Below are 26,388 nucleotides of genomic sequence, written 5' to 3'. Positions count from 1 at the left end.
CGGCATGACAACGACGCACAACACGCAGCACACCACCCGGCAGTACCCGTTCACCGCCGTCGTCGGCATGGACGACATGCGGCTGGGCCTGCTGCTGAACGCCATCTCGCCGGCCATCGGCGGGGTGCTGGTGCGCGGCGAGAAGGGCACCGCGAAGTCGACGATGGTGCGCGGTCTGGCGGAGCTGATGCCGGCCGTGGACGTGGTCGGCGGCTGCCGCTTCGCCTGCGCGCCCGCCGCCCCGGACCCCGGGTGCCCCGACGGCCCGCACGGGTCGGACGCCGCCGGTGAGGACCGCCCGACGCGGATGGTCGAGCTGCCGGTCGGTGCCTCCGAGGACCGGCTGGTGGGCGCGCTGGACATCGAACGGGCCCTGTCGGAGGGCGTGAAGGCGTTCGAGCCGGGGCTGCTGGCGGACGCGCACCGGGGCGTGCTGTACGTCGACGAGGTCAATCTGCTCCACGACCACCTGGTCGACCTCCTGCTGGACGCCGCCGCGATGGGCGCCTCGTACGTGGAGCGCGAGGGCGTCTCGGTGCGGCACGCCGCCCGGTTCCTGCTCGTCGGCACCATGAACCCCGAAGAGGGCGAACTGCGGCCGCAGTTGCTGGACCGGTTCGGGCTGACCGTGGAGGTCGCGGCGTCGCGGGAGCCGGAGCAGCGGGTGCAGGTCGTGCGGCGCCGGCTGGCGTACGACGCCGATCCCGCGGGCTTCGCGGCGCGCTGGGCGGACGAGGAGCGGGAGCTGCGCCGGCGCATCGCGCGGGCGCGGGAGGTGCTGCCGTCGGTGGAGCTGGGCGACGCCGCGCTGCGGCAGATCGCCGCGACCTGCGCCGCGTTCGAGGTGGACGGGATGCGGGCGGACATCGTGATGGCCCGCACGGCGAGTGCGCTCGCGGCGTGGGCGGGGCGCACGGAGGTGCGGTCCGAGGACGTACGGCAGGCCGCGCTGCTGGCGCTGCCGCACCGGCGGCGGCGGAACCCCTTCGACGCGCCGGGACTTGACGAGGACAAGCTCGACGAGGTGCTGGAGGAGACGGCCGGGCAGCAGCCGGACGGCGACGGCGGCGACGGTCCGGAGCCGGACGGTCCGGAGCCGGACGGTCCGGAGCCGGACGGTCCGGACGGCGGTCCCGGCGGCGGCCCCGGCGGACTGCCCCCTCAGGACGGCGGACCGCAGGAGTCGCCGGGGCTCGACCTGCCGCGCCAGCAGGAGGCGGAGCCGCCGGCCCGCCCCGAGGGCCCGGAGCGGGAGCCGGAGGCCGAGCCGGCCGCGTCCGGGCCGGGGCGGGAGCAGGCGGCGGTGGGCGCCGCCGAGCCGTTCCGGACCCGGCGGCTGGATGTGCCGGGGCTGGGCGAGGGCGCGGACGGCCGCCGGTCGCGGGCGCGTACCGCGCACGGCCGGACGACCGGCTCGCGGCGGCCCCAAGGGGCCCTGGGCAGGCTGCACTTGGCGGCCACGGTGCAGGCCGCGGCGCCGCATCAGCGGGCGCGCGGGCGCCGCGGGCCCGGGCTGGTGGTGCGCCGGGACGATCTGCGCGAGGCGGTGCGCGAGGGGCGCGAGGGCAACCTGGTGCTGTTCGTCGTGGACGCGTCGGGGTCGATGGCGGCGCGGAGGCGGATGAGCGCGGTCAAGGGGGCGGTGCTGTCGCTGCTGCTGGACGCCTACCAGCGGCGGGACAAGGTCGGGCTGGTCACCTTCCGGGGCTCCGGAGCGGAGCTGGCGCTGCCGCCGACGTCGTCCGTCGAGGCGGGCGCGGCGCGCCTGGAGCAGCTGCCGACGGGCGGCCGTACACCGCTGTCGGAGGGGCTGTTGAAGGCCCATGAGGTGCTGCGGGTGGAGCGGATGCGGGACGCGTCCCGCCGCCCGCTGCTCGTGGTGGTGACCGACGGCCGGGCCACCGGCGGGGCGGAGCCGCTGGTCCGCGCCGGCCGCGCGGCGCGGCTGCTGGCCGCCGAGGGCACCGCGTCGGTGGTCGTGGACTGCGAGGCGGGACCGGTCCGGCTGGGGCTGGCCGCCGGACTGGCACGGGACCTGGGCGGTCCCGCGGTCACCCTCGACGAACTGCGCGCGGACAGCGTCTCCGCGCTCGTACGGACCGTGCAGGGCAGGCCCGTTCGCGCCGGCGGCGATGCCGGCCGGGGCCGGGATCACGTCAACAGGAAGGCCGCGTAATGCCGCAGGGACAGCCGTCCGTCGTACCGGACGACGGGCTCACCACCCGCCAGCGCCGCAACCGCCCGCTGGTCCTGGTCCACACGGGCCAGGGCAAGGGCAAGTCCACCGCCGCGTTCGGGCTGGCGCTGCGGGCCTGGAACCAGGGCTGGCCGGTCGGGGTGTTCCAGTTCGTGAAGTCGGCGAAGTGGAAGGTCGGCGAGGAGCGGGCGCTGAAGGTGCTCGGCGACTCCGGGGAGGGCGGCACCGTCGCCTGGCACAAGATGGGCGAGGGCTGGTCCTGGGTCCAGCGCGACATCTCTTCCAGCGAGGAGGCGGCGCGCGAGGGCTGGGAGCAGGTCAAGCGGGATCTGGCCGCGGAGACCTACAAGCTGCTGGTGCTGGACGAGTTCGCGTATCCGCTGAAGTGGGGGTGGATCGACACCGAGGAGGTGGTGTCGGTGCTGCGCGACCGGCCCGGTACGCAGCATGTCGTCATCACCGGGCGGGCCGCCCCCGAGCCGCTGCTGGACTTCGCCGACCTCGTAACGGACATGACGAAGGTCAAGCACCCGATGGACGCGGGGCAGAAGGGCCAGCGGGGCATCGAATGGTGAGCACCTCATGAGCGGCACCGCCGTCCCCCGGCTGGTGATCGCCGCGCCGTCCTCGGGCGCCGGGAAGACGACGGTGGCCACCGGCCTGATGGCCGCCTTCGCCGAGGCGGGGCTCACGGTCTCGCCGCACAAGGTGGGGCCGGACTACATCGACCCCGGCTACCACGCGCTGGCCACCGGCCGCCCCGGCCGCAACCTGGACGCCTACCTGTGCGGCCCGGAGCGGATCGCGCCGCTGTTCCTGCACGGTGCGGCGGGCGCGGACCTGGCGCTCGTCGAGGGCGTGATGGGGCTGTTCGACGGGGCGTCCGGGATGGGCGAGCTGGCGTCGACGGCGCAGATCGCGAAGGTGCTGCGGGCGCCGGTGGTGCTGGTGGTGGACGCGTCGTCGCAGTCCCGGTCGGTGGCCGCGCTGGTGCACGGCTTCGCGTCGTGGGACCCGGAGGTGCGGCTGGCCGGGGTGATCCTCAACAAGGTCGGCTCGGACCGCCACGAGGAGCTGCTGCGGGACGCCATGGGCTCCTCCGGGGTGCCGGTGCTCGGTGCCCTGCGCCGCACCGGGCAGGCCCGTACGCCGTCCCGGCACCTGGGCCTGGTGCCGGTCGCCGAACGGCGCGCCGAGGCGGTGGAGTCGGTCGCGGAACTGGCCGCCCGGGTGCGCGAGGGCTGCGACCTCGCGGCGCTGCTCGCGCTCGCCCGGAACGTGCCGGAGCTGCCGGCCGGGGCGTGGGACCCGGCAGCCGAGATCGACGCGGTCGCGGCGGCGCCGACCGCGACGCCTCCGGCCGGGCGGTCCGCGGGGGCGGCGGCCGCCGGCCGGCCGCTGATCGCGGTCGCGGGCGGTGCCGCGTTCACCTTCTCGTACGCCGAGCATGCCGAGCTGCTGACCGCGGCGGGCGCCGACGTCGTCCCGTTCGACCCGCTCCACGACGAGCGACTGCCGTCCGGCACGCGGGGGTTGGTGATCGGCGGCGGCTTCCCCGAGGTGTACGCGCCGGACCTGTCGGCGAACGCGCCGCTGCGGACGGCGGTGGCGGAGCTGGCCGCCTCCGGGGCTCCGGTGACCGCCGAGTGCGCCGGGCTGCTGTATCTCGCCCGGTCGCTCGACGGGAAGCCGATGTGCGGGGTGCTGCCCGCCGACGCCCGGATGACGGAGCGGCTGACCCTCGGCTACCGGGAGGCGGTGGCTCTCCAGGACAACGCGCTGGCGGTGGCCGGGACCCGGGTGCGCGGCCACGAGTTCCACCGCACGGCGCTGGAGCCGGGCGCCGGCCCGTCCCCGGCGTGGGGCGTGACGCACCCGGCGCGCACCGTGGAGGGCTATGTGGCGGGCGGGGTGCACGCCTCGTACCTGCACGTCCACTGGGCCGCCGAACCGTCGCTGGCGGTACGGCTGGTGCACTCCGCGGTGCGGCGCGGGCCGGCGGCCCTCGCGGGCGGCAGCCGGTGAACGCGCCCGGCCCTGCCGGCGGTTTCGGCCGGTGAGGAGCCCGGTGCCGGACTGCGGCCACCGCGCGGCGGACTCCGGCGCCGGGCGGCCCGCGCCCGCGCTGATCGCCGGGGTCGGCGCCCGCCGCGGCGTCCCGGAGGCGGAGGTGCTGGAGCTGATCGGCGCCGTGCTCGCGGCGGCGGGCCGGCCGCCGGCCGCGCTCGCCGCGCTGGCCACGGTCACGGCCAAGGCGGCGGAGCCCGGACTGCTGGGCGCGGCCCGGCGGCTGGGGGTGCCGCTGCGGTCGTATCCGGCGGCGGCGCTGGCAGCCGTACCGGTACCGGCACCGTCCGCCGCCGTGCGGGCCGCGGCCGGCACCCCGAGCGTCGCCGAGGCCGCCGCCCTGCTGGCCGCCGGGCCGGGCGCCCGGCTGATCGCCGGGAAGCGCGCCTCCGCGCCGGACGGCCGGCCGCCGATGGCCACCTGTGCCCTCGCCGCGCCCACCGGCGCGGACACTTGGGGCAGTTCGGCCATTACCTCCGGTACGGAGGGAGCGACCGCCGCCCGACCGGCCGGTGCGGATATCGTCTTGCCCTCCCCCGGTCCGCCCCGCCCCGGCGCGGACCGGCGGACGGCGGATGTCGACGGCAGCAGGCCCGTCGGTGAAACCCCCGGTAGCAAGGAGACGTTGTGACCACCCCTCCCGCACTGCTCATCGCCGGTCACGGCACGCGTCACGAAGGCGCCACCGACGCCCTGGAGGCGCTGGTCCGCACGCTCACCGTGCGCCATCCCGAAGTGCCCGTCGCCGGCGGGTTCTTCGGCGCCGCGGCGTCGCCGCGGCCGGTGTCCGCCGCGGTCGGCGAACTCGTCCGGCGGGGCGCCACGCGGATCGTCGGCGTCCCCCTGCTGCCGGCGCCCACCGGGCCGCTGCGGGAGAGCCTGCCCGACGCGCTGGCGGCGGCGACCGCGGCGCACCCCGGGGTCGGCTACGACTGCGCCGCCGAGCTGGGGCCGCACCCCAAGCTCCTCGCCGTACTGGAGCGGCGGCTGGACGAGGCGCTGGGCGGCGGCGCGCGGCGGCCGCAGGACCGGGCCCGGACGACCGTGCTGCTGGTGGGGCGGGGCGCGGCCGACCCGTACGCCAACGCCGAAGTGGTGCGGGCCGCCCGGCTGTTGTGGGAGGGGCGCGGCTTCGCGGGTGTGGAGACCGCGTTCGTCACCCTCACCGCGCCGGACGTGCCGGCCGGTCTCGACCGGTGCCGCACGCTGGCCACCGCGGCGCCCGGCGCCACCGGCCCGATGCGCATCGTGGTCCTGCCGTACTTCTTCTTCGCCGGCGACCTCCTGGAGCGGCTGCGGATGCAGGCCGAGGGCTGGGCGGCGGCGAACCCGTGGACCGAGGTGATCGGCGCGGAGGTGATCGGCCCGGTGCCGGAGCTGGCCCAGGTGGTCATGGAGCGCTACCGCGCGACGCTGGCGGACGAGGCGCGGGGCGGCGGCCGGACGGCGGCGGGGGACGCCCGGCCGCCGTTCGGCGCGGTGCCGCCGGCGGTGGCGGGCACCGGGGGCCAGCCGTGACCCGGCCCGCGCCGTATCCGGCGGTCACCGCGCCGCCCGAGCCGGGCCCGCCGCACCCCGAACCGGATCTGCGGCACCACGGCGACGCCGAGGTGCGCGGCGCCGACGGCCCGCTGACCGGGCTGACCGACCTCGCGGTCAACGTCCGCACCGGCACTCCCCCGGCCTGGCTCAAGGCCCGGATCGCCGCGTCGCTGGACGGCCTCGCCGCGTATCCGGACGGCCGGGCGGCCCGCCGGGCGGTCGCGGCCCGGCACCGGCTCCCGGTGGGTCGGGTGCTGCTGACGGCGGGTGCGGCGGAGGCGTTCGTACTGATCGCGCGCGCCGTACGGGCCCGCCGGCCGGTCGTGGTGCACCCGCAGTTCACCGAGCCCGAGGCGGCGCTGCGGGACGCCGGGCACGACGTCGGGCGGGTGCTGCTCACCGAGGCGGACGGCTTCCGGCTGGACCCGGCCGCGGTGCCCGCCGACGCCGATCTGGTCGTCGTCGGCAACCCCACCAACCCCACGTCCGTGCTGCATCCCGCCGCCGTGCTGGAGCGGCTGGCCCGGCCCGGCCGCACCCTGGTCGTGGACGAGGCGTTCATGGACGCGGTGGCCGGTGAACGGGAGTCGCTGGCCGGGCGGGTGGGCGGGCTGCCGGGGCTGATCGTGCTGCGCAGCCTCACCAAGACCTGGGGGCTGGCCGGTCTGCGCATCGGCTACGTGCTGGCCGCCGAGGACACCCTCGCGGCCCTGGAGCGGGCCCAGCCGCTGTGGCCGGTCTCCACTCCGGCGCTGGCCGCCGCCGAGGCGTGCTGCGAGCCGGCGGCGCTCGCCGAGGCCGCCGCCGCGGCCGAGGAGATCGCCGGGGACCGGGCCCATCTGCTGGCCCGGCTGGGCGAGTTCGCCGCGCTGCGGGCGGTCGGCCCGGCCGCCGGCCCGTTCGTCCTGGTCCGGCTGCCCGGTGCCGCGGCGGTACGCGCCGGACTCCGGGCGCGCGGTTTCGCGGTGCGCCGCGGTGACACCTTCCCCGGCCTGGGCCCCGACTGGCTGCGGCTCGCCGTACGGGACCGGGCCACCACCGACCGTCTGGGGGCCGCACTGGCGGACGTACTCGCCGAACAGCCCCTGGGTTAGGGCCTGTTCGACCCCGACCCATCGGACGGGCCCCAGGGCCCGGAGGGTCTCCCCGGGGCCCCGGCCGGACCACGCTCCGACCAGGACCCCGGCGAGGGGAGGCGCGCCGCGCGGGCCCACCCGGCGCGCCTCCGGTCCGTACCCCGCACCGGAGCCCCCACAGCACCGGCACGGCGTACGGGTCCTGTCAGCCGCGCCCGCCCGGTGCGGCGGCGCGGCGGCGACGGGCGTGGATCAGCGATCCGGCGCCGGCGGCGACCAGCAGGGCCGCGCCCCCGGCGACATACGGGGTGGCCGAACTGCCGCCGGTCTCGGCGAGGTTCTGCGTGGCCGGGCGGGTGCCGCCGGCGCCGCCCTGGGGTTCCCCGGGCTTCTCCGGTGTGCCGGGCGCCGTACCGTGCGGGGTGGTGCAGGTGGCCTGCGCCAGCGTCACCTGGCCGTGCACCTCGGCCACATTGAGCTTCAACGGGTTGACGGAGACCCGGAGTTGGAGCGCGGTCGCCGCGGCGCTCGTCGACGTCACGGCCTTGTGCGACAGATCGAGCCGTACGTCGCCCACCCCCGGCACGGTGACCGCCGTCGTCCCGCTCGCGCCGAGCGTGACCCGCTTGCCCAGCACCTGGACGCTGCCCAGCACTTGCGACGTGGCCCGCGGGTGCTGCCCGGCCCGGCACTCCGCCGTGGAGGTCACCTGCTGGACCTCGATCAGCGGCAGCGCGGGGAGGCCCGGCAGGTGCACCGCGGCGTGCACGAGGTTGGCGTAGCCTTTCGCGCCCTCGGCGTCGGCGGTGGCCCGCGCGGTGGCGACATCGGCCCGCAGCACGCTGAACGGCCGGCCCTGGTCGATCCCGTCCAGGGTGACGGTGAGCGCGGTCCTGCCGGCCGAGGCCGGTGCGTGCACGTCGTTCAGGGTGGCCCGCAGCGGGACGCGGAGCGACTTGTCGAGCAGCCCGACGTCCAGGCCGGTGCGCAGCACGGCCGCACCCGAAGTGCCGTCGCCACGGCCGTCGTTGCCGGCGGCGTACGCGGCGGGTGCGGCGCCGAGGGCGACGACGGGACCGGCCGTCAGCGCGGCGGCGGCCAGGGCCGCGCCGAGCCGCCGCGACACGCCGGAGGAGCCGGCGGAACTGGTTAACACGTGTGTGGAACCCCCACGAGAGAGATGGAGCCGCCGACCGCGCCAATGGGGGACATCGCGCGGGCCGGCGACCTCGACCCGCACATCGTGTACGTACGGAGGGTGAACAGGAGGAAATGGAGAGGCAGTTCACCCCAAGGGGTGGTTTTCGCGCCCTTATTCGAGCGCCTCGACGCATCGGACGGAGGCCAGAGGCCGGCATGGCGGCGGCCGGCTCCGCGACGCGGCCGGCGCACGGCCGCCCGGTGCCGCCCCGGTGCCGCGGGCGGCACCGGGCACCGCCCGTCAGCCGATGGCCCGCCCCCGCAGGACCACCAGGCGCGGCGCCGCCAGCACCCGGACGTCGGCCCGGGGGTCGGCCTCGTAGACGACGAGGTCGGCCGGGGCGCCCTCGGTGAGCCCCGGGCGGCCCAGCCACTCGCGGGCGCCCCAGGTCGTCGCGGAGAGGGCGGCGACGGCGGACAGCCCGGCCTTCATGAGCTCGGCGACCTCGTCGGCGACCAGGCCGTGCGGCAGCGAGCCGCCCGCGTCGGTACCGGCGAAGACCGGCACCCCGGCGTCGTGGGCCGCGCGCACGGTGTCGTAGCGGCGGGCGTGCAGCCGGCGCATATGGTCCGCCCAGCGCGGGAACTTCGCCTCGCCGCCGGCCGCGAGCTGCGGGAAGGTCGCGATGTTGACCAGGGTCGGGACGATCGCCACACCGCGTTCGGCGAAGAGCGGGATGGTGTCCTCGGTGAGGCCGGTGGCGTGCTCGACGCAGTCGATGCCGGCCTCGACGAGCGGGGCGAGGGACTCCTCGGCGAAGCAGTGGGCGGTGACCCGGGCGCCGAGCCGGTGCGCCTCGGCGATGGCGGCCTCGACGGCGCCGGCGGGCCAGCAGGCCGCCAGGTCGCCGGTGGAGCGGTCGATCCAGTCGCCGACGAGCTTGACCCAGCCGTCGCCGCGCCGGGCCTCCTGGGCGACGTAGGCGACCAGGTCCTCGGGCTCGATCTCGTGCGCGTAGTTGCGGATGTAGCGCCTGGTGCGCGCGATGTGGCGGCCGGCGCGGATGATCCGCGGCAGGTCGGCGCGGTCGTCGATCCAGCGGGTGTCGGAGGGGGATCCGGCGTCCCGGATCAGGAGGGTGCCGGCGTCACGGTCGGTGAGCGCCTGCTTCTCGCTGGTGGCGGCGTCCACCGGGCCGTGCGCGTCCAGTCCGACGTGGCAGTGGGCGTCGACCAGGCCCGGCAGCACCCAGCCCGCGACGGTCATGGCATCGCGTGCCATCGCCGGCCGCTCGAAGGTCACCCGGCCGTCGACCACCCACAGCTCGTCGCGTACGTCGTCCGGCCCGACGAGGACCCTCCCCTTGAGGTGCAGCACCGCACCATCGCTCATGGACGTCATGCAGGCACTTTATGCGTGCGGCCGAGCCGTGGGCCATGGCGGACCGGAGCATACCCGGGGGTCGTATTCGACCGGCCGCCCCATAATCACCCGCGGCTTCTCACGCGCCTTCCCACGGGGCTTCTCATATGTCGCCGGCAAGACTTCCGGCGTACCTTGCGGTGAACTGCTCCGGGCATCTTCCACCGGCGAATTACCATTTCGCAGAAGCGTAGCTTCCCGTATTCTTCTGCCCGCTTTTCCGCACCTCAAACGCCAAGATTTCGCTAGCGTCAAGTCCCGTAATTCGGACGCATCTCATCGCCGTTACGGAGCTGTGACCGACTACACAGCGTGTCCGTTTCGCCCCGAACTTTCGGGTCAAATCGAGACATCTTGCCGACGCACCGCGCGCTCGCGCGCCCCCGCGTGATAACACAAAGAGGAGTCCCATGTAACCCCTGCCCGCGATGCATTTTCCTTTTTCCCTCGGTAAATTTAATTTCCATGACCGCCGCACAAGCAGACCATGCAGGTGCCCGAAGCGAAATCAGGGAAATTCCGGAGGGCTTCAAGCTCGACACCCCGCGCGTGGAGGACGGAGCCGCGATCTGGCGCATCGCCCGCGACTCCAAGGCACTGGACCTCAACTCCTCCTACAGCTACCTCCTGTGGTGTCGCGACTTCGCCGCCACCTCCGTCGTCGCACGTGACGCGGAGGGCGAGCCGGCCGCCTTCGTCACCGGCTACGTCCGCCCCGAGCGCCCGGACACGCTCGTCGTCTGGCAGGTCGCCGTCGACGGCGCGCACCGCGGACGGGGGCTGGCCGCCGCGCTCCTGGACGGGCTGACCACCCGCGTCATGGACGAACAGGGCATATCCCTCGTCGAGACGACCATCACCCCTGACAACGCCGCGTCCAACCGGCTGTTCGCGTCCTTCGCCGAGCGGCACTCGGTGCCGGTCAAGCGCGAGGTGCTCTTCGACGCGGGGCTGTTCCCGGAGCAGGGCCACGAGCCGGAGGTCCTGAACCTCATAGGCCCGTTCCGTCCACCGTCCCGCCCCGGACGCTGACGACGGCCCCAGGGCCGCGCGGCACCGACCATGCCGCAGCGGCCGTGCGGGACCACCGCCCGAACCCGTGAACCACACGGGAGCCGCACCGCCCCACCCGATCCACCCCCGGACTTCTCCCCCTCCGCTTTCTTCTCCCAGGAGCCTGCCGTGACCATCACCCAGCCCGACCTGAGCGTCTTCGAGACCGTGGAGTCGGAGGTGCGCAGCTACTGCCGTGGCTGGCCCACCGTCTTCGACCGCGCCCAGGGCAGCCGCATGTTCGACGAGGACGGCCATGCGTACCTCGACTTCTTCGCCGGTGCCGGGTCGCTCAACTACGGGCACAACAACCCGGTCCTCAAACGCGCCCTGATCGACTACATCGAGCGGGACGGCGTCACCCACGGCCTGGACATGTCCACCACGGCCAAACGGGCCTTCCTGGAGTCGTTCCAGAACATCGTCCTGCGCCCGCGCGACCTGCCCTACAAGGTCATGTTCCCGGGCCCGACGGGCACCAACGCCGTCGAGGCCGCGCTGAAACTGGCCCGCAAGGTCAAGGGCCGCGAGTCGATCGTGTCCTTCACCAACGCCTTCCACGGCATGTCGCTGGGCTCCCTCGCGGTCACCGGCAACGCCTTCAAGCGGGCCGGCGCCGGCATCCCGCTGGTGCACGGCACCCCGATGCCGTTCGACCACTACCTCGACGGCCAGGTCCCCGACTTCCTCTGGTTCGAGCGGCTGCTGGAGGACCAGGGCTCCGGCCTCAACAAGCCCGCGGCCGTGATCGTGGAGACCGTGCAGGGCGAGGGCGGCATCAACGTGGCCCGCGCCGAGTGGCTGCGCGCCCTCGCCGACCTGTGCGAGCGCCAGGACATGCTGCTGATCGTCGACGACATCCAGATGGGCTGCGGCCGTACGGGTGCCTTCTTCTCCTTCGAGGAGGCGGGCATCGTGCCGGACATCGTCACCGTCTCGAAGTCCATCAGCGGCTACGGGCTCCCGCTCGCGCTGACGCTGTTCAAGCCCGAGCTGGACATCTGGGAACCGGGCGAGCACAACGGCACCTTCCGCGGCAACAACCCGGCCTTCGTCACCGCCGCCGCAGCGCTCGACACGTACTGGGCCGACGGTCAGATGGAGAAGCAGACCCTCGGCCGCGGTGAGATCGTCGAGTCGCACCTCAAGGCCATCGTCGAGGCGCACCCGGACACCTTCGTCGAGTACCGCGGCCGCGGTCTGGTGTGGGGCATGGAGTGCGCCGACAAGAGCCTCGCCGGCAAGATCGCCAAGCGCGCCTTCGAGCTGGGTCTGCTCATCGAGACCTCCGGCCCGGAGAGCGAGGTCGTCAAGCTGCTGCCCGCGCTGACGACCACCCCCGAGGAGCTGGACGAGGGTCTGCGGATCCTCGCCCGCGCGGTCCGCGACTGCGCCTGATCCACCGAGAGCTCCCGACCGTTCCACAGAAAGGCACCAACTCACCGTGATCGTCCGATCGTTCCAGGACATCGAAGGCACCGACCGCCACGTCAAGGCCAAGTCCGGCACCTGGGAGAGCAAGCGCATCGTGCTCGCCAAGGAGCGGGTCGGCTTCTCGCTGCACGAGACCGTCCTCTACGCCGGCACCGAGACCTCGATGTGGTACGCGAACCACATCGAGGCCGTCGTGTGCGTCGAGGGCGAGGCCGAGCTGACCAACGACGAGACCGGCGAGAAGCACACCATCACGCCCGGTGTGATGTACCTGCTCGACGGGCACGAGAAGCACACCATGCGGATCAAGAAGGACTTCCGCTGCCTGTGCGTCTTCAACCCGCCGGTCACCGGCCGCGAGGACCACGACGAGAACGGGGTCTACCCCCTTCTCACCGAACCCGACCCGGAGCCCGAGGCGGGCTGAGACCGGCCACCGGCCCCCCTCCCCGCCCCGTCCGGCAGCGGTGAGGAGGGCAACGCACCGCGCGCGTGAGAACCACGTTCCGTCCGAGAGGAGAGGAAGGCACCACCATGACCACCGCACCCGAGCGCACCGCCGACCTGTACCCGACCCGTGGGACCACAGAGGTCATCACCCCGCGGAAGGACCCGGTGGTGTGGTCGCAGCCCGGAACGGCCGGCCCGTTCGCGCCGTCCGAGCTGAGCGACTTTGAACGCGACGGCTTTTTCGCCATCGGGGAGCTGCTCACGGCAGAGGAAGTCGCGGTGTACCGCGCCGAGCTGGACCGGCTGGTGCTCGACCCGGCGATGCGCGCCGACCCGCGCTCCATCGTCGAGCCGAAGTCGCAGAGCGTCCGGTCCGTCTTCGAAGTGCACAGGATCAGCGAGGTGTTCGCCCGGCTGGTCCGCGACCCGCGGGTGGTCGGCCGGGCCCGCCAGATCCTCGGTTCGGACGTCTACGTCCACCAGTCGCGGATCAACGTGAAGCCCGGCTTCGGTGCCTCCGGCTTCTACTGGCACTCCGACTTCGAGACCTGGCACGCCGAGGACGGTCTGGCGAACATGCGCACCGTGTCGGTCTCGATCGCGCTGACCGAGAACTACGACACCAACGGCGGCCTGATGATCATGCCCGGTTCGCACCGGCACTTCGTGGGCTGCGAGGGCGAGACGCCGAAGGACAACTACAAGCGGTCGCTCCAGATGCAGGACGCGGGCATCCCGTCGGACGAGGTGCTCACGAAGATGGCGGACCGGCACGGCATCCGGCTGTTCACCGGCCGGGCCGGCTCGGCGACGTGGTTCGACTGCAACGCCATGCACGGCTCCGGCGACAACATCACGCCGTACCCGCGCAGCAACGTCTTCATCGTCTTCAACAGCGTGGACAACGCCGCCGTGGAGCCGTTCGCGGCGCCGGTCCGGCGCCCGGAGTACATCGGGGCGCGGGCCCCGTTCGTTCCCGTCAAGTAGGGGCACGCCGGTGCGCTGGCGCACGACCGCGTACCGGGGACGGCGCGGAGCGCTCCTGGCCGCCGCACGGCATCGACCGTGCGGCGGCCACGGCGCGTTCCGACCGGGCGTCGGCGGTGCCGACCCGCCGGACGGTCGGTCCACCGCGCACGCGGTGGTCACTGACGGCCTCTCAACTGCGGTCGACGGGGCCGCCGTCCCGGCGCGCGGACGGTAACTCGCCCACAGAGACGAGATGTTGGCCCTCACCTCTGCGTCCCGGGACCGCGGCGTCTTCCCGGTGTTCCCCGGCTCCCCCGCTCCCCGGCTCCCCGCCCGCCTCACGCCTCACGCCTCACGCAGCAGCGCCAGCACCTTCTCCACGTCCCGCGCCGAGTTGTAGAGGTGGAACGAGGCGCGCAGCAGCCCGCCGCGCACCGCGATCCGCACCCCGGCCGCGGCCAGCCGCGGCTCCGCGCCGGCGAGCCCCGGGGTGGAGACGATCGCGGAGCCGGGCGCCGGCCGCGAGGGGAAGCCGGCCTCGGCCAGCCCGGCGCGGTACCGGTCGGCCAGCGCGGTGTTGTGCGCGTGCACCGCGGCCACCCCCACCTCCGCCATCAGGCCGAGGGAGTGCTCGGCGGCCACGTACGAGTAGTACGCGTACGGCTCGTCGAACCGCCGGGCGGTCGCCGCCGGCCGGCCGATCACCCCGTAGTTCGACTCGCCGACGTCCTCCCCGGCCACCCACCCGGCGTGCACCGCCGGGGGCCAGTCGGCCGCGTCGCCGCCGAGGTACAGGAACGTCGTACCGCGCGGGCACAGCAGCCACTTGAAGGCCCCGCACACCACGAAGTCGAAGCCGGCGATGTCCAGGGGCAGCCATCCGGCGGACTGTGTGATGTCGACGTACGTGCGCGCCCCATGCGCCCGGGCCGCCTCCCGTACGGCCGCCAGGTCGGCGATCCGGCCGTCCAGCGCCTGTACCGCGCTCACCGCGACCAGTGCCGTCCGGGGCCGTACCTCCTCGGCGAGCGCCTCCAGCGGTACCGCGCGGACCGTGCAGCCGGGGTGCGCCGCCAGCGGGTTCACCAGCGAGCTGAAGTCCCCCTCGGCGACCAGCACTTCGGCGCCCGCGGGCAGCGAGGCCGCCACGAACGCCGACCGCACCGCGACCGAACTGCCCAGGGCCACCCGCTCCTCGGGCACCCCCGTCAGCCGCCCGAACGCCCGCCGCGCGGCCGTGGCCGGAGCGAAGTAGTCGCGCCCCATCGTGCCGTACGACGCCGACTCCGTCAGCGCCTCCCGCAGCGCGGCGGCGCTCCGCGCGGGCAGCAGCCCGCTGGACGCCGAGTTCAGGTAGACCGTCTCGGGGGCGAATTCGTCCCCGCCCAGTGCCTCGTATCGCAGCATGGCCCCACTGTGCTCGGCGAACAGCGCGGCGTCCATCTCACGGGAGCCGCGCCGGACCGTCCCGTTGCGGCCCTACCGTTCCGGGACGGCGCAGCCCTCGTCGCCGCAAACCTCCGCGTCGCCGGCCGGCAGGATCCGCACGGCGCCGTCGGCGTGGGCGCGCTCCAGGGCCTGGCGGAAGACCTCGGCGGGCTGGGCCCCGGAGACGCCGTAGCGGCGGTCGATGACGAAGAAGGGCACGCCGGTGGCACCGAGCTCGGCGGCGGCGCGCTCGTCGGCCCGCACCGCCTCGGCGTAGGCGTCCGGGTCGGCCAGCACGCGGGCGACCTCGTCGGCGGGAAGGCCGGCGGCCACGGATATCCGGGTCAGCTCGGCAGGGTCGCCGAGCGGCCGGGCCTGGGCGAAGTTGGCGTCGTAGAGGGCGGACAGCAGGGCGTCCTGGACGCCGTGGTCCTTGGCTAGGTGGAGGAGACGGTGCAGGTCGAAGGTGTTGCCGTGGATGCGGTCGGAGCGGTAGTCCAGGCCCTCGCCGGACGCCGCCTCGGCGACCCGGGCCTCCATCGCCTCGGCCTCGGTGCGGGTGACGCGGTACTTCCGCGCGAGCATGTCGAGGACGGGGATGTCGGTGGGCGCCGGGGCGTTCGGGTCCAGCTCGAAGGAGCGGTGGACGACCTCGACGTCGTCGCGGTGCGCGAAGGCGGCGAGCCCCGACGCGAAGCGGGCCTTGCCGATGTAGCACCAGGGGCAGGCGATGTCGGACCAGATTTCGACGCGCATGGAGTGGCTGGCTTTCCTCGTCGTGCTCGGTGGGAGCGGGCGTGCGGGTGTGACCTGGTCCAACAGCGCAGGATTGCGGAGTATTCCGCGGGTACCGTCCCGGTATGACCACGCCATCGCCGCAGGGGCCGGACCGGTTCTGGGAGACGACCGGGGCCGCCAAGACCTTCACCCACCCGCTCGACCCGGCGCTGCTGGCGGAGTTCGTGCCGCCCGCCGCGCGGGTGCTGGACTACGGCTGCGGCTACGGGCGGCTCACCGCCGAGCTGGCCGGGCTGGGGTACGGGGCGGTGTGCGGGGTCGACCCGTCCGCGGCGCTGATCGCGCGCGGGCGGCGCGAGCACCCGGGGCTGGAGCTGCTGCACCGGCCCGGTCTGCCGCTGCCGTTCGGGGACGCGAGCTTCGACGCGGCGCTGCTGTTCGCGGTGCTGACCTGTGTCCCCGAGGACGCGGAGCAGCGGGCGATCGCCGGGGAGCTGGGGCGGCTGGTGCGCCCCGGCGGGGTGCTGTACCTGAGCGATGTGCCGCTCCAGGCCGACGCGCACAACCAGGAGCGCTACGGGCGCTTCGCGGAGCGGTACGGGACGTTCGGGGTGTTCGCGACCGACGAGGGCGGGGTCTTCCGGCACCATCCGCCGGAGCGGCTGCGGGAGCTGGTGCGGTCGGCGGGGTTCTCGGTGGTGCGGGAGCGGCGCGAGACGGTCCGCACGCTGAGCGGACGGACGGCCGAGCGGCTGCAGATCATGGCCCGGCGGGAACCGGCCGGCCGTCCCGGCCGGGCAGGGCGAGCGTCAGGGTGAGGTGGCTGGCGTCGGGGGCCGGGCGGCGGTCCGGGTCGGGGCCCCAGCCGAGGCGGGCGTAGAAGGCGCGGGCGCGGTGGTTGTGCCAGAGCACGTCGAGGACGGCCCGGGAGAATCCGGCGGTGCGCCAGGCGTCCAGGCAGGCGGCGTGCAGTGCGCGGCCCACGCCGGTGCCCCAGTGGGCGGGGTCGACGTGCAGCTGGTGCAGTGCGACGGTGCCGCGGGGGTCGGTGCGGCGGCGGTACGAGGCGGCGCCGACGACGGTGCCGCCGCGTATCGCGCACAGCGACGGGGTCCCTTCCTGGTGCAGCACCCGGGCCCAGGCGTCCCGCCACCGGGCGTGCTCGGCGGGGGTGTCGAAGGGCGCGTCCGGCACCCGGCCGCGCAGGTACGCGGCGCGGGCGGCGGTGTGCAGGGCGGCGATGGGCTCCAGGTCGGCGGGGGTGGCGGAGCGGACCTGGAGGGCGGGGTCGCGGGTCTCGGGGTGCACCTGCGGGGCCCTACGCACCCTCTGCCCGGCCGTCGATCCGGCGCGGCAGCCCCAGCGGGTTGCCGTCCCGCAGCTCCGGCGGGAGCAGCGCCGGCGGGGTGTCCTGGTAGGCGACCGGGCGGAGCCAGCGTTCGACGGCGGTCGCGCCGACGGAGGTGGAAGTGGAGGTGGCGGCCGGGTACGGGCCGCCGTGGTGCTGGGCGGGGGCGACCGCGACGCTGGTGGGCCAGCCGTTGACGACGACGCGGCCGGCGAGTGGGGTGACCTCGGCCAGCAGGCGGGCGCCGCGGCCCGCCGGGTCGGTGCCGGCGCTCTCCGCGTCGCCGAGCTGGAGGGTGGCGGTGAGGTTGCCGGGGAGCCGGGCGAGGACGGCGCCGATCTCGGCGTCGTCGGCGTAGCGGGCGACGACGGTGACCGGGCCGAAGCACTCCTCCAGCAGCAGGTCGTGCGGGCCCCCGTCGGCGAGCCGGGCGGCCGCGACGGTGAGGAAGCCGGCGCCGACGGTGTGTTCGCCGTCCCCGTCGCCGGGGGCCAACGGTGCCTGGACGCCGGGGAGTCGGGTGCGGTCGCGGACGCCGTCCAGGAACGCGTCGCGCATCCGGTGGTCGAGCAGCACACCCGCCTCGGTCGCCGCGGCCGCCGAGGCCAGCGAGGCCAGCAGCCGGTCGCCGGCCGCCCCCTCGGGGGCCAGTACGAGGCCCGGCTTGACGCAGAACTGCCCGGTGCCCAGCGTCATCGAGCCGGCCAGCCCGGCGCCGATCCGCTCGGCGCGCTCGACCGCGGCGGCCTCGGTGACCACGACGGGGTTGAGGCTGCCCAGTTCGCCGTGGAACGGGATGGGGTGCGGGCGGGCCGCGGCGGCGTCGTACAGGGCACGGCCGCCGCGCACCGAGCCGGTGAAGCCGGCGGCGGCGATCAGCGGATGGCGCACCAGGTCGACACCGGCCCGGAAGCCGTGCACCAGGCCCACCGCGTCCGCCGGCAGACCGGTCTCGACGGCCGCCCGGCGCAGCAGTCCGGCGCACAGCTCGGAGGTCGCCGGATGGTCCGGATGCGCCTTGACGACGACCGGGCAGCCGGCCGCGAGCGCGCTGGCGGTGTCCCCGCCGGGCACGGAGAAGGCGAGCGGGAAGTTGCTCGCCGCGTAGACCGCCACGGCGCCCAGCGGGATCTTGTAGCGGCGCAGGTCGGGTCGGGGCGGGGTGAGGCCGGGGTCGGGGCGGTCGATCAGTACGTCGAGGAACCCGCCCTCGTCCACGATGGCGGCGAAGGACCGCAACTGGTAGGTGGTGCGGGCCAGTTCGCCGGTGAGGCGGGCGGGGCCGAGGGCGGTCTCCGCGTCGGCGGCGGCGACGATCTCCTCCCCCGCCGCGTCGAGCAGGTCGGCGGCGCGGCGCAGCAGGGCGGCGCGCGGGGGGCGGTCGGCGAGCGCGCCGCGGGCGGTGTGCGCCGCGCGGACCGCGGTGTCCACGGCGTCGGTTGTGGCTTCCAGCGCAACCCGCTCCCGCCGCTTCCCGGTTCGGGGGTCGACGCTCCAGACTGGTGCCGCTGCTGCCACCGTGCATCCTCCTCGGCGAAGTCCTGCCGCACTGAGCCTTGCCGCCCACCGGACGGCGTTCGATATGCTGAACACTGTCCCGGATGGTGAATCCCTGGGACTCTATGGCTGTCCGAACAAAGGGGTCAAGGGCGATGTCAGCTGCCGAGCCCGGTGGAGCACAGGTCAAGTCCGCGGTGCGGACGGTGGAGTTGCTCGAATACTTCGCGGGCCGCCCCGGTATGCACAGCCTCGCCTCCGTCCAGGAAGCCGTCGGCTACCCCAAGTCCAGCCTCTACATGCTGCTGCGCACCCTGGTCGACCTCGGCTGGGTGGAGACCGACGCCACCGGCACCCGTTACGGCATCGGCGTCCGCGCCCTCCTCGTCGGCACCTCCTACATCGACGGCGACGAGGTGGTGGCCGCCGCCCGGCCCACCCTGGACCGGCTCTCCGACGACACCACCGAGACCATTCACCTCGCCCGGCTGGACGGCGTCAACGTCGTCTACCTGGCCACCCGTCAGTCCCAGCACTACCTGCGCCCGTTCACCCGCGTCGGCCGCCGGCTCCCCGCGCACTCCACGTCCCTGGGCAAGGCGCTGCTCGCCACGTACACCGACGACCAGGTGCGGACGATGCTGCCGCCCACCCTGGCCGCGCTGACCGAGCACACCCTCACCGACCGCGAGGAGCTGATCGAGGAGCTGCGGGCGGTACGCGAGGCGGGCTTCGCGGTCGACCGCGAGGAGAACACCCTCGGCCTGCGCTGCTTCGGTGTGGCGATCCCGTACCGCACCCCGGCCCGGGACGCGATCAGCTGCTCGGTGCCGGTGGCCCGGCTGACCCCCGCCCACGAGCAGACCATCAAGGACGCCCTCTTCGACGCCCGGGACCGGCTGGCCCTGGCCACCCGGCGACTGTGAACCACCCCGGGCGGCCTGGGGGTTGACGGGGCGGCGGGCGCGGCATCATCCCGGCCGCCACCCCCGCCTCCCCCGTGCGGCGGAGGCGGATCGCCGGCGGGGACGACGCGGTGCGCGCGGGCTCCCGGAAGCCTGGACGGCATGACGCACCGCACCGCACCGGCTTTCGCACCGGCTCCCGGCACCGTCCGCGCCGTCCTGCGCGCGACGGCCGTCGCCGCCTGCCTCCCCTACCTCTCGCTCAAGATCGCCTGGCTCGCCGGCAGCCACCTCGGCATCCCCCGGAGCAGTCCGCTGCTCCGGGACGGCGGCTCCCTGATGGCGTTCAACGCGCTCACCGTCCTGATGGACGCCGCGGTGGTCGTGCTGGCGTTCCTGCTGACCCGGCCCTGGGGGCGGCGGGTGCCGGCCTGGCTGCTCGGCCTCCCTACGTGGTGCGCGACCGGGCTGCTCGCGCCGATCGTCGCGGTCTTCCCCGCGCAGGTGCTGGCCGGGATGCTGCACGGCCGGCCCGGGGCGCGCGGCGACGGCCCCGGAGCGCTGCTCGCGCCGTGGGTGTGGACCGTCGTCTACACCGGCTTCATCGTGCAGGCGCTGGCGCTGGTCGCGCTCTTCGCGCCCTACGCCCGGGAGCGCTGGGGACACCTGTGGCGCGGCCCGCTGCAGGCGCTCCCGGACAGCCCCACCCGGTCCGCGCGCCGGCTGACCGCGGGGGTGGCGGCGGTGCTCACCCTGCTGCCCGCCGTGATGCACCTGCTGTGGGCGGCGGGCGGCACGGCCGGTCTCAGCCCGGCGCGGGTGGCGGCCCGGGATCTGGACGCGCGGCTGAACGACGCGGGGTACGTGCTGTTCGCCGTGCTGATGACCGCGGGTGTGCTGCTGCTCGCGTTCGGCCGCGGCCGGCGGGTACCGCTGCTCGTACCGCTCGTCGCCGCCTGGATCGGCTCGGGGGCGCTGGCCTGTTGGGGCGGCTGGATGATGCTGACCTCACTGCCCGTCCCGGCGGGTGATCCGAAGCTGCCCGACCCGCTGATGAGCCTCACCTACGCTGTGCAGATGATCGTCGGGATGCTGGTCGCCGTCGCCGGGGCCCACTTCTTCGCGGAGCGCGCCGCGCAACGCCGTTCGGAGGGCGGGCCGGAGCACACGGCGGACGGCGCCGCCTCCGGGCCCGCCGGGATCCGCCCCGGAGCCGTACGGTGCGACTGACCGCGGGCACCCTGGTCCGGCGCTGGGTCCATCTCGTCCTGGGCGGTGCGCTGTTGATGCCGTTCTTCCTGCTGGCGTCGGCGGCGCTGCCGCTCCTCGTGGACGGCGCCGACCCGCTGCGCAGTCTCCTCTGGCAGCTGGCCGCGTTCGGCTGCGCGCTGCCGCTCGCCGCGCTGGCGGCGCTGGCCTTCCCGCTGCTGCGGCCCCTGGAGGTGGCCGCCGTGCGGTCGCTGTGCGGGGTGCCCGCGGAGCTGCTGGCCGAAGGACCGGCCGCCGCGCGGGACGCCCGGCGGCGTACCGCGCTGTGGTTCGTGGCGCACCTGCTGACCGGCGGGATCGTGAGCGGGATGACGCTGGCCGCGCCGCCGGCCGCCGTACTGCTCCTGCTGACGCCGTTCACCGCCGACCCGTTGGGGCTGTCCTCCCTGGGGTGGCCGCGGGCCGTCCAGGGCCCGGCGGCGCCGCTCACCGGGCTGGCGCTGCTGGCGCTGGTGCTCGGCACCGCCTGGGGAGCCGGCAGGCTCCTGGCCCGTTGGGCACCGGCGCTGCTGGGTCCCTCCCCGGCCGACCGGCTGGCCGCCGCGGAACGCCGCGCGGCCGAACTCGCCGCCCGCAACCGGCTCGCCCGCGAGCTGCACGACGCGGTGGGCCACGCTCTGAGCGCGGTCACCCTCCAGGCGGGAGCGGCCCGCCGGGTCCTCGACACAGACCCGGAGTTCGCCCGCCAGGCGCTGGCCGCCATCGAGGACACCACCCGCACGGCGGTCGCCGAACTGGACACCGTACTGGGCCTGTTGCGCGAGGAGCAGGACGGCGGGGACGGCACGCCGGCCGCTCCCGCGCCCACCCTGGACGGCCTCGACGCCCTGGTCGACCGGACCCGCGCGGCGGGAGTCCCCGTCACGCTGGAAACCGCGGGGCACCACGCGGGACTGCCGCCGGTGGTCTCCCGGGAGGCGTACCGGATCGTCCAGGAGGGGCTGAGCAACGCACTGCGGCACGCCGGACCGGTTCCGGTGCGGGTCCATATCCGCGTGAGCGAGGGGGAGTTGGCGTTGACGATGGAGAATCCGACGGCCGCGGCCGGTGCGGCGCCCGGCCCGCCGGCCCGTCCGGGCGGCGGGCGCGGCCTGCGCGGTATCGCCGAACGGGCCCGGCTGCTGGGCGGCCACGCCTCGGCCGCCGCCGAGCACGGCGTATGGCGGCTCACCGCCCGGCTGCCGATGGCGGCGGCCGACACCGGGACGGGCTCGCCGTGATCCGTGTCGTGCTCGCCGACGACGAGCGGATGGTGCGTACGGCGCTCCGCGCCATCCTGGGCGCCGAGGCCGACATGGAGGTCGTCGGTGAGGCCGCGAACGGCGCCGAGGCGGTCTCGCTGATCCGCGAACTGCGCCCGGACGTCGTGCTGATGGACGTCCGGATGCCCGACACCGACGGGATCCGGGCGACCGAGCGGGTGCTCTCCGGGATGGCGGAACCGCCCCGCGTCATCGTCGTCACCACCTTCGAGAACGACTCCTACGTCTATGACGCGCTGCGGGCCGGGGCCAGCGGGTTCCTGCTCAAGCGCGCCCGGGCGGACGAACTGGTGCAGGCCGTACGGCTGGTGGCGCGCAGCGACTCACTGCTGTTCCCGGCGGCGGTCCGCGCACTCGCCGCCCGGCACGCCGGGGAGCGGACCTCCGGCGCCGCGCCCCCTGATGCGGCGCGGGCGCTGCGGGACCGGCTCTCCGGGCGGGAGGGCGCGGTGCTGCGGCTGATGGCGGCCGGGCTGACCAACGCCGAGATCGCGGACCGGCTGGGCGTCGGCCCGGCCACGGTCAAGACGCATGTCGCCGGGGTGCTGGCCAAGCTCCGGGTACGGGACCGCACCCAGGCCGTGATCGCCGCGTACGAGTGCGGCTTCGTCCGGCCGGGGTGACGCGGCCCCCGGCCACCCGTACGGCGCACCCGACCGGCCCGGTCGCACCGTCGCTCACCCGTTCACCGTAGGCCAGCAGGCCGTTTCGCCGTGCGAGGGCTTATCTCGATGGTGGAGGCGCGGAACTCCAACGACTTCCCTGTGGCACGGAGGTGTGCCACATCCGCGCTTCGCGGAGGTTCTTCCCATGCGTCCCACGCGACTGCTCACCGGTGCCGCGCTGTCCGCTGCCGCGCTCGGCCTGTCCACCGCCGCCGCGTACGCCGGCGACTTCGGCGCGATCGAGGTCTCGCCGGGCACGGCCAAGGCCGGTTCCACGGTCTCCCTCTCCACCAAGGACTGCGGGAGCAGTCAATCGGCGAACGTCGACGCCGGCACCCTGGGTGCCGGCTCGGTCAAGCTCGCCGCGGGTGCGAACAAGGGCACCCTGACGGGTCAGATGAAGATCAAGTCCGGTGTCAAGGACGGCAATTACGGCGTCGGCGGCAAGTGCGGCAACGGCAAGGAGATCACCGGCACGGTCCATGTCGGGATGCAGGGCGGCGCGAGCAGCAGCCCGAGCAGCCAGGGCGGTACGGGCCACAGCGCCTCGCCGTCCATGCCGGCCAAGGAGAAGACCGGGCCCTCGATGCCGGCCAAGGAGATGCCCACCGCCTCCATGTCGGCCAAGCCCGGCTCCACCATGCCGCCCAAGGGCAAGATGAAGACCGGTGAGGGCTCCACCAGCGAGAACTCCGGCAACACCACCGAGATCGCGGCCGGCGCGGGCGTGCTGCTGGCCGCTGCCGCCGGCGGCATCTGGGTCGTCCGGCGCCGCCGCATGGGTGGTGGCCGGTACTGATCAGCCGCCGGGTCGGCCCGTGCCGTCCGACGGCCCCGTACGGCGTGCCCGGCCCGCTCCTCCGCCGCCCTCCGGAAGGGGTGGAGGGAGCGGGCCGGGCCCGCCCAGGATCCCGAGCGCCCGGCGGTCGCGCCGGGCCGGCGCCCTCATAGCCGGCGTCACCGCCGCCGCGCTCATAGCCGGCGGCTGGCTCGTCGCCAACGGCAGCGAGGACACCACGCCCCCGCCCCAGCCGTCCGCCGCCCAGGGGTTCCCCGCCCGGCCGCCGGGCGCCCGACCGCCGGCCGCCCCGCCGCTCCCGGCCTCGCAGCCGGTCCGCGTCAGGGTGCCGTCGCTGCACATCGACGCGCCGCTGGTGCGGCTGGGCCTGGCCGCGGACGGCAGCCTCGCCCCGCCGCCGGCCGGCAACCGCAACCTGGCCGGCTGGTACGGGGACGGCACCCCGCCGGGCGCCATCGGAACCGCCCTGGTCGCCGGCCATGTCGACACCCGCGAGGGCCCCGCCGTCTTCTACCGCCTCGGCTCCCTCGCGAAGGGCGGCACCGTCCAGATCCTGCGCAGGGACGGCCGCACGGCGGTCTTCACCGTCGACGCGGTCGAGGTCTACGACGGGCGGCACTTCCCCGACGAGAAGGTCTACGGCGAAGCCGCCCGCCCCGAGATCCGGCTGATCACCTGTGGCGGCGGCTTCAACCGGGCCCGGCAGGAATACCTCGGCAACGTGGTGGTCTTCGGACATCTGACAGACAGTCAGAATGCCCCGCCGCTGCCATGGGCCAGGCCCCGGCCGGACCGGTTCGGCGCGCGCAACGCCCCCCGTACGGCCGCCAGATCGGCGTCTCCGGCCAGCCCCGCGTGGTAGAGCCGCAGTTCGGTCGCCCCCAGGGACGCGGCGTGCGCGGCGTCGGCGGCCAGGGTGCCGGGGCTGCCGCCCATCCCGGCCACCACGGTGAGGTTGGCGGCCACGCAGGCGGTCCGCGGACGCGCCGCGAACGGCGCCAGGGCGTCCGCCCGCGCCGCCTCGCCCCCCGTGCACGGCACCACCACCCCGTCGGCGTGGGCCAGCACCGCCGCCGGGTCCACCCCGGCGTTCGCCCCGCAGCGGTGCGCGGCCCCGTCCGCGTGCAGCAGCACCCGGAAGCCCGCTCCCGCCTCCGCCGCGGCCTCCCGTACGGCGCGCACCGCCGCCCGCTGGAGGGTGTCCGCCGCCCGCGCCCGCCAGGTCCGCACCACGTCCGCCGGCCCGTCGCCGAGCAGCGCCTCGATCGCGGACCACTCCGCCGCCCGGCCGGCGCCGGACGCGCTCGCCCGCCCGGCCCACACCGGCTCCAGCGCCCCGCGCACGAGGGCCCTCAACTCCGCCCAGTCCACGCCGAGTTCGGCGTAACCCCGGGCGCACACCGCACAGAAGCACAGCGACATCAGATACTCCGCGGCGCCGTCCAGCCCGACCCCGGCGGTCTTGTCGTGCCCGTGCAGATGCGCGAACCCGTACCAGCCGCAGGACTCCAGCTCCGCGCCCCGGGCACCGGGCCGTACGGCCGCCTCGGCGGCCAGGGTGACGAGATGGTCGCGGACCTCGGGCCGGGCGATGCACGGCGCCCACGGATAGGCGTCGCCGTAGGCGTTGCGGACCGCGATCGACGGATGGTCGGCGCCCAGGCGGGAGTTGTGGGCCAGCACGACCCAGGAGTGCACCTCCAGGCCGGCGCCGGCCAGCATCCCGGCGGCCTCGCCGAAGGGGTCCGGGCCCGGCACCCAGTCCTGGGTGTAGGGACGCAGCGCGCGGCCGGACCAGCGGGCCGGGTCCGGCGGGTAGAGGACCGCGGCGTGCCGGGCGGTGACGACGCGGTGGCGGGGGTGGCGCGGCGTCAGCGCGCGGGTGGAGTGGTAGGCGGCGGCCAGGGTGACCTGCCGGACGCCGAGGGCGGCGAGGCGGGCGGGGGCGTCGGGGTCACCGATGACGTCCCAGGGGTAGAGGAAGGCGCCGGCCCGCATCAGGCACCGGCCCCGGGCGCGGCCGAGACGAGGGCCAGGCCGTGCTCGACGAGCCGGGCGAGCTGTTCTACGTGTGCGGGCTCAGGGTCGCTGAGCGGTGACCGGACCCCGCCGACGGCCGGTCCGCCGCGCAGCCGTACGCCCGCCTTGACCAGCGAAACGGCGTATCCGGGGCGCACGTTGCGCAGTTCCACCAGCGGCCGGTAGAAGCCGTCCAGCAGCCGGGTGACGGTGCCGTGGTCGCCGGCCGCCAGCGCCCGGTGGAAGGCCAGCGCGATCTCGGGGGCGAAGGCGAACACGGCGGAGGAGTAGAGGCGGACGCCCAGTCCCCGGTAGGCGAGGCCGGTGAGTTCGGCGGTCGGCAGGCCGTTGAAGTAGACGAAGGGCCGGCCGGCGGCGTCGGTGCGGACCGCGCTGATGATGCGCTGGAGCAGATCGAGATCGCCCAGGCCGTCCTTGAACCCGATGACGCCCGGGGTGCGGGCCAGGGCGGCGACGGTGGCGGGCTCGAAGACGGCGTTGCCGCGCTGGTAGACGATGACCGGCAGCGGGGTGGCGGCGGCGAGTGCGGTGTAGTGGCGCAGCAGTCCGGGCTGGTCGGCGGCGACGAGGTACGGGGGCATGGCGAGCAGTCCGTCGGCGCCGGCGGTGTGCGCGAGGTGCGCGAACCGGGTGGCGAGCGCGGTGCCGTAGCCGGTGCCGGCGACGACCGGGACGCGGCCCGCGGCCTCCGCGACGGCGGCGGCGACGCACTCGGCGTACTCCTCGGGGGTGAGCGCATGGAACTCGCCGGTGCCGCAGCAGGCGAAGACGGCGCCCGCGCCGGCCTCGATACCGCCGCGTACATGGGCGCGGAAGGCGTCCAGGGCCAGGGCGCCGTCGGGGGCGTAGGCGGTCACGGGGAAGAACAGCAGTCCGTCGAGGCGGTCGGCGAGCTGGGGGCGCCGCCCGGCGGCAGCCGGGGGAGGCGGTGCGGTCACGGGATCTCCCTGGCGTACGCACGCGAGTTCTCGTATACACCTATGTTCGACGTCCATATCCCTGAACATTCGGCGTGGGCAGTCACGGTATTGCAGCCGTCCCGAGCGGGTCAAGGGTCCCAAACCCGCGCCGCGCCAGCGGATTTGA

25 protein-coding genes are annotated in these 26,388 nt (G+C 75.2%); 17 read left to right on the top strand and 8 right to left on the bottom strand.

The genetic code is table 11. The features are described 5' to 3' along the window. Positions 1–4 precede the first annotated feature (4 nt). Genes GR130_RS10610 through cobC form a run of 6 tightly spaced genes read left to right on the top strand, consistent with a single transcriptional unit; the run spans position 5 to position 6,900 of the window. Positions 5–2,176, top strand: coding sequence for a putative cobaltochelatase (locus tag GR130_RS10610; RefSeq protein ID WP_159504483.1), 2,172 nt, complete (start codon positions 5–7; stop codon positions 2,174–2,176). After that, entirely contained in the window at positions 2,176–2,772 is a 597-nt protein-coding gene (gene cobO, locus GR130_RS10605) for a cob(I)yrinic acid a,c-diamide adenosyltransferase (protein WP_159504482.1), read from the top strand. The genes GR130_RS10610 and cobO overlap by 1 nt, the downstream gene beginning before the upstream one ends. Before the next feature lie 7 nt (positions 2,773–2,779). Beyond that, positions 2,780–4,222, top strand: coding sequence for a cobyrinate a,c-diamide synthase (locus tag GR130_RS10600; protein WP_159504481.1), 1,443 nt, complete (start codon positions 2,780–2,782; stop codon positions 4,220–4,222). Positions 4,223–4,265: 43 nt separating this feature from the next. Continuing rightward, positions 4,266–4,895, top strand: a complete 630-nt coding sequence (locus tag GR130_RS10595; RefSeq protein ID WP_201305269.1) for a cobalamin biosynthesis protein — start codon at positions 4,266–4,268, stop codon at positions 4,893–4,895. Continuing rightward, positions 4,892–5,782 (top strand): sirohydrochlorin chelatase, encoded by an 891-nt coding sequence (locus GR130_RS10590; RefSeq protein WP_159504479.1) that lies wholly within the window; start codon positions 4,892–4,894, stop codon positions 5,780–5,782. The genes GR130_RS10595 and GR130_RS10590 overlap by 4 nt, the downstream gene beginning before the upstream one ends. Then, positions 5,779–6,900, top strand: a complete 1,122-nt coding sequence (gene cobC, locus GR130_RS10585; RefSeq protein WP_159504478.1) for an Rv2231c family pyridoxal phosphate-dependent protein CobC — start codon at positions 5,779–5,781, stop codon at positions 6,898–6,900. Before GR130_RS10590 ends, cobC begins: the two co-directional genes overlap by 4 nt. A gap of 187 nt (positions 6,901–7,087) precedes the next feature. Here cobC and GR130_RS10580 read toward each other — a convergent pair whose 3' ends face one another. Both GR130_RS10580 and GR130_RS10575 read right to left on the bottom strand, forming a co-directional pair. After that, a complete protein-coding gene (locus tag GR130_RS10580; RefSeq protein ID WP_159504477.1) occupies positions 7,088–8,038 on the bottom strand; it encodes an SCO1860 family LAETG-anchored protein in 951 nt (316 codons plus the stop codon). A 285-nt stretch (positions 8,039–8,323) separates the two neighbouring features. Further along, entirely contained in the window at positions 8,324–9,415 is a 1,092-nt protein-coding gene (locus GR130_RS10575; protein ID WP_201305160.1) for an amidohydrolase family protein, read from the bottom strand. 495 nt (positions 9,416–9,910) lie between these two features. On the opposite strand from GR130_RS10575, the gene ectA reads away from it, so the two are divergent. The 4 genes from ectA (at position 9,911) to thpD (ending at position 13,369) form a co-directional block, all read left to right on the top strand. Beyond that, complete coding sequence (gene ectA, locus GR130_RS10570; protein ID WP_159504476.1) at positions 9,911–10,477, top strand: diaminobutyrate acetyltransferase; 567 nt, start codon at positions 9,911–9,913, stop codon at positions 10,475–10,477. A 150-nt stretch (positions 10,478–10,627) separates the two neighbouring features. Continuing rightward, positions 10,628–11,896, top strand: a complete 1,269-nt coding sequence (gene ectB, locus GR130_RS10565) for a diaminobutyrate--2-oxoglutarate transaminase (protein ID WP_159504475.1) — start codon at positions 10,628–10,630, stop codon at positions 11,894–11,896. A 46-nt stretch (positions 11,897–11,942) separates the two neighbouring features. Beyond that, complete coding sequence (locus tag GR130_RS10560; protein ID WP_159504474.1) at positions 11,943–12,359, top strand: ectoine synthase; 417 nt, start codon at positions 11,943–11,945, stop codon at positions 12,357–12,359. A 107-nt stretch (positions 12,360–12,466) separates the two neighbouring features. Beyond that, positions 12,467–13,369, top strand: a complete 903-nt coding sequence (gene thpD, locus GR130_RS10555; protein WP_159504473.1) for an ectoine hydroxylase — start codon at positions 12,467–12,469, stop codon at positions 13,367–13,369. A gap of 327 nt (positions 13,370–13,696) precedes the next feature. On the opposite strand, the gene GR130_RS10550 is transcribed toward thpD, so the two are convergent. Together GR130_RS10550 and GR130_RS10545 are read right to left on the bottom strand one after the other, a co-directional pair. Then, a complete protein-coding gene (locus GR130_RS10550) occupies positions 13,697–14,758 on the bottom strand; it encodes an aminotransferase class V-fold PLP-dependent enzyme (protein ID WP_159504472.1) in 1,062 nt (353 codons plus the stop codon). 72 nt (positions 14,759–14,830) lie between these two features. Further along, positions 14,831–15,535, bottom strand: coding sequence for a DsbA family oxidoreductase (locus GR130_RS10545; protein ID WP_159504471.1), 705 nt, complete (start codon positions 15,533–15,535; stop codon positions 14,831–14,833). 104 nt (positions 15,536–15,639) lie between these two features. On the opposite strand from GR130_RS10545, the gene GR130_RS10540 reads away from it, so the two are divergent. Beyond that, positions 15,640–16,335, top strand: coding sequence for a class I SAM-dependent methyltransferase (locus GR130_RS10540; RefSeq protein ID WP_159504470.1), 696 nt, complete (start codon positions 15,640–15,642; stop codon positions 16,333–16,335). On the opposite strand, the gene GR130_RS10535 is transcribed toward GR130_RS10540, so the two are convergent. Both GR130_RS10535 and GR130_RS10530 read right to left on the bottom strand, forming a co-directional pair. Beyond that, entirely contained in the window at positions 16,277–16,825 is a 549-nt protein-coding gene (locus GR130_RS10535; RefSeq protein ID WP_159504469.1) for a GNAT family N-acetyltransferase, read from the bottom strand. The two genes, GR130_RS10540 and GR130_RS10535, sit on opposite strands and share 59 nt — an antisense overlap. A gap of 10 nt (positions 16,826–16,835) precedes the next feature. Next, positions 16,836–18,383 carry an aldehyde dehydrogenase (NADP(+)) gene (locus GR130_RS10530; RefSeq protein ID WP_159504468.1) on the bottom strand — a complete coding sequence of 516 codons (1,548 nt, stop codon included), beginning with the start codon at positions 18,381–18,383 and terminating at the stop codon, positions 16,836–16,838. A gap of 134 nt (positions 18,384–18,517) precedes the next feature. Here GR130_RS10530 and GR130_RS10525 point away from each other — a divergent pair, with 134 nt between their 5' ends. From GR130_RS10525 to GR130_RS10500, 6 genes are all read left to right on the top strand, one after another. Then, positions 18,518–19,288, top strand: coding sequence for an IclR family transcriptional regulator (locus GR130_RS10525; protein ID WP_159504467.1), 771 nt, complete (start codon positions 18,518–18,520; stop codon positions 19,286–19,288). 141 nt (positions 19,289–19,429) lie between these two features. Further along, complete coding sequence (locus GR130_RS10520) at positions 19,430–20,497, top strand: hypothetical protein (RefSeq protein WP_236572967.1); 1,068 nt, start codon at positions 19,430–19,432, stop codon at positions 20,495–20,497. Further along, on the top strand, positions 20,494–21,756 hold the full coding sequence (locus tag GR130_RS10515; protein ID WP_159509882.1) for a sensor histidine kinase: 1,263 nt from the start codon (positions 20,494–20,496) through the stop codon (positions 21,754–21,756). The genes GR130_RS10520 and GR130_RS10515 overlap by 4 nt, the downstream gene beginning before the upstream one ends. Then, positions 21,696–22,421: a response regulator transcription factor gene (locus GR130_RS10510; protein ID WP_159504466.1), complete on the top strand. Its 726-nt coding sequence runs from the start codon at positions 21,696–21,698 to the stop codon at positions 22,419–22,421. The genes GR130_RS10515 and GR130_RS10510 overlap by 61 nt, the downstream gene beginning before the upstream one ends. Before the next feature lie 187 nt (positions 22,422–22,608). Further along, the gene (locus tag GR130_RS10505) at positions 22,609–23,262 is read left to right on the top strand and encodes a hypothetical protein (RefSeq protein ID WP_159504465.1); all 654 of its coding nucleotides are present in this window, start codon (positions 22,609–22,611) and stop codon (positions 23,260–23,262) included. Between the two features lie 109 nt (positions 23,263–23,371). Beyond that, the gene (locus GR130_RS10500) at positions 23,372–24,124 is read left to right on the top strand and encodes a class F sortase (RefSeq protein ID WP_159509881.1); all 753 of its coding nucleotides are present in this window, start codon (positions 23,372–23,374) and stop codon (positions 24,122–24,124) included. Here the strand turns inward: GR130_RS10500 and GR130_RS10495 are convergent. Continuing rightward, complete coding sequence (locus tag GR130_RS10495) at positions 24,013–25,260, bottom strand: hypothetical protein (protein WP_159504464.1); 1,248 nt, start codon at positions 25,258–25,260, stop codon at positions 24,013–24,015. The genes GR130_RS10500 and GR130_RS10495 overlap by 112 nt on opposite strands. Continuing rightward, complete coding sequence (locus GR130_RS10490; RefSeq protein ID WP_236572966.1) at positions 25,260–26,240, bottom strand: 5-dehydro-4-deoxyglucarate dehydratase; 981 nt, start codon at positions 26,238–26,240, stop codon at positions 25,260–25,262. The genes GR130_RS10495 and GR130_RS10490 overlap by 1 nt, the downstream gene beginning before the upstream one ends. Positions 26,241–26,388: the final 148 nt, after the last annotated feature.

This window comes from Streptomyces sp. GS7 (assembly GCF_009834125.1).
GTDB lineage: Bacteria > Actinomycetota > Actinomycetes > Streptomycetales > Streptomycetaceae > Streptomyces.
The sequence above is the reverse complement of the archived record's forward strand: the minus strand, read 5'-3'. Positions and strand labels throughout refer to the sequence as shown.

Excerpts from the sequence above, each read along its gene's own strand:
- GR130_RS10610 (WP_159504483.1), top strand. The coding sequence starts at position 5 with ATGACAACGACGCACAACACGCAGCACACCACCCGGCAGTACCCGTTC.
- cobO (WP_159504482.1), top strand. The coding sequence starts at position 2,176 with ATGCCGCAGGGACAGCCGTCCGTCGTACCGGACGACGGGCTCACCACC.
- GR130_RS10600 (WP_159504481.1), top strand. The coding sequence starts at position 2,780 with ATGAGCGGCACCGCCGTCCCCCGGCTGGTGATCGCCGCGCCGTCCTCG.
- GR130_RS10575 (WP_201305160.1), bottom strand. The coding sequence starts at position 9,415 with ATGAGCGATGGTGCGGTGCTGCACCTCAAGGGGAGGGTCCTCGTCGGG.
- ectA (WP_159504476.1), top strand. The coding sequence starts at position 9,911 with ATGACCGCCGCACAAGCAGACCATGCAGGTGCCCGAAGCGAAATCAGG.
- thpD (WP_159504473.1), top strand. The coding sequence starts at position 12,467 with ATGACCACCGCACCCGAGCGCACCGCCGACCTGTACCCGACCCGTGGG.
- GR130_RS10550 (WP_159504472.1), bottom strand. The coding sequence starts at position 14,758 with ATGCTGCGATACGAGGCACTGGGCGGGGACGAATTCGCCCCCGAGACG.
- GR130_RS10545 (WP_159504471.1), bottom strand. The coding sequence starts at position 15,535 with ATGCGCGTCGAAATCTGGTCCGACATCGCCTGCCCCTGGTGCTACATC.
- GR130_RS10540 (WP_159504470.1), top strand. The coding sequence starts at position 15,640 with ATGACCACGCCATCGCCGCAGGGGCCGGACCGGTTCTGGGAGACGACC.
- GR130_RS10525 (WP_159504467.1), top strand. The coding sequence starts at position 18,518 with ATGTCAGCTGCCGAGCCCGGTGGAGCACAGGTCAAGTCCGCGGTGCGG.
- GR130_RS10520 (WP_236572967.1), top strand. The coding sequence starts at position 19,430 with ATGACGCACCGCACCGCACCGGCTTTCGCACCGGCTCCCGGCACCGTC.
- GR130_RS10510 (WP_159504466.1), top strand. The coding sequence starts at position 21,696 with ATGGCGGCTCACCGCCCGGCTGCCGATGGCGGCGGCCGACACCGGGAC.
- GR130_RS10505 (WP_159504465.1), top strand. The coding sequence starts at position 22,609 with ATGCGTCCCACGCGACTGCTCACCGGTGCCGCGCTGTCCGCTGCCGCG.
- GR130_RS10495 (WP_159504464.1), bottom strand. The coding sequence starts at position 25,260 with ATGCGGGCCGGCGCCTTCCTCTACCCCTGGGACGTCATCGGTGACCCC.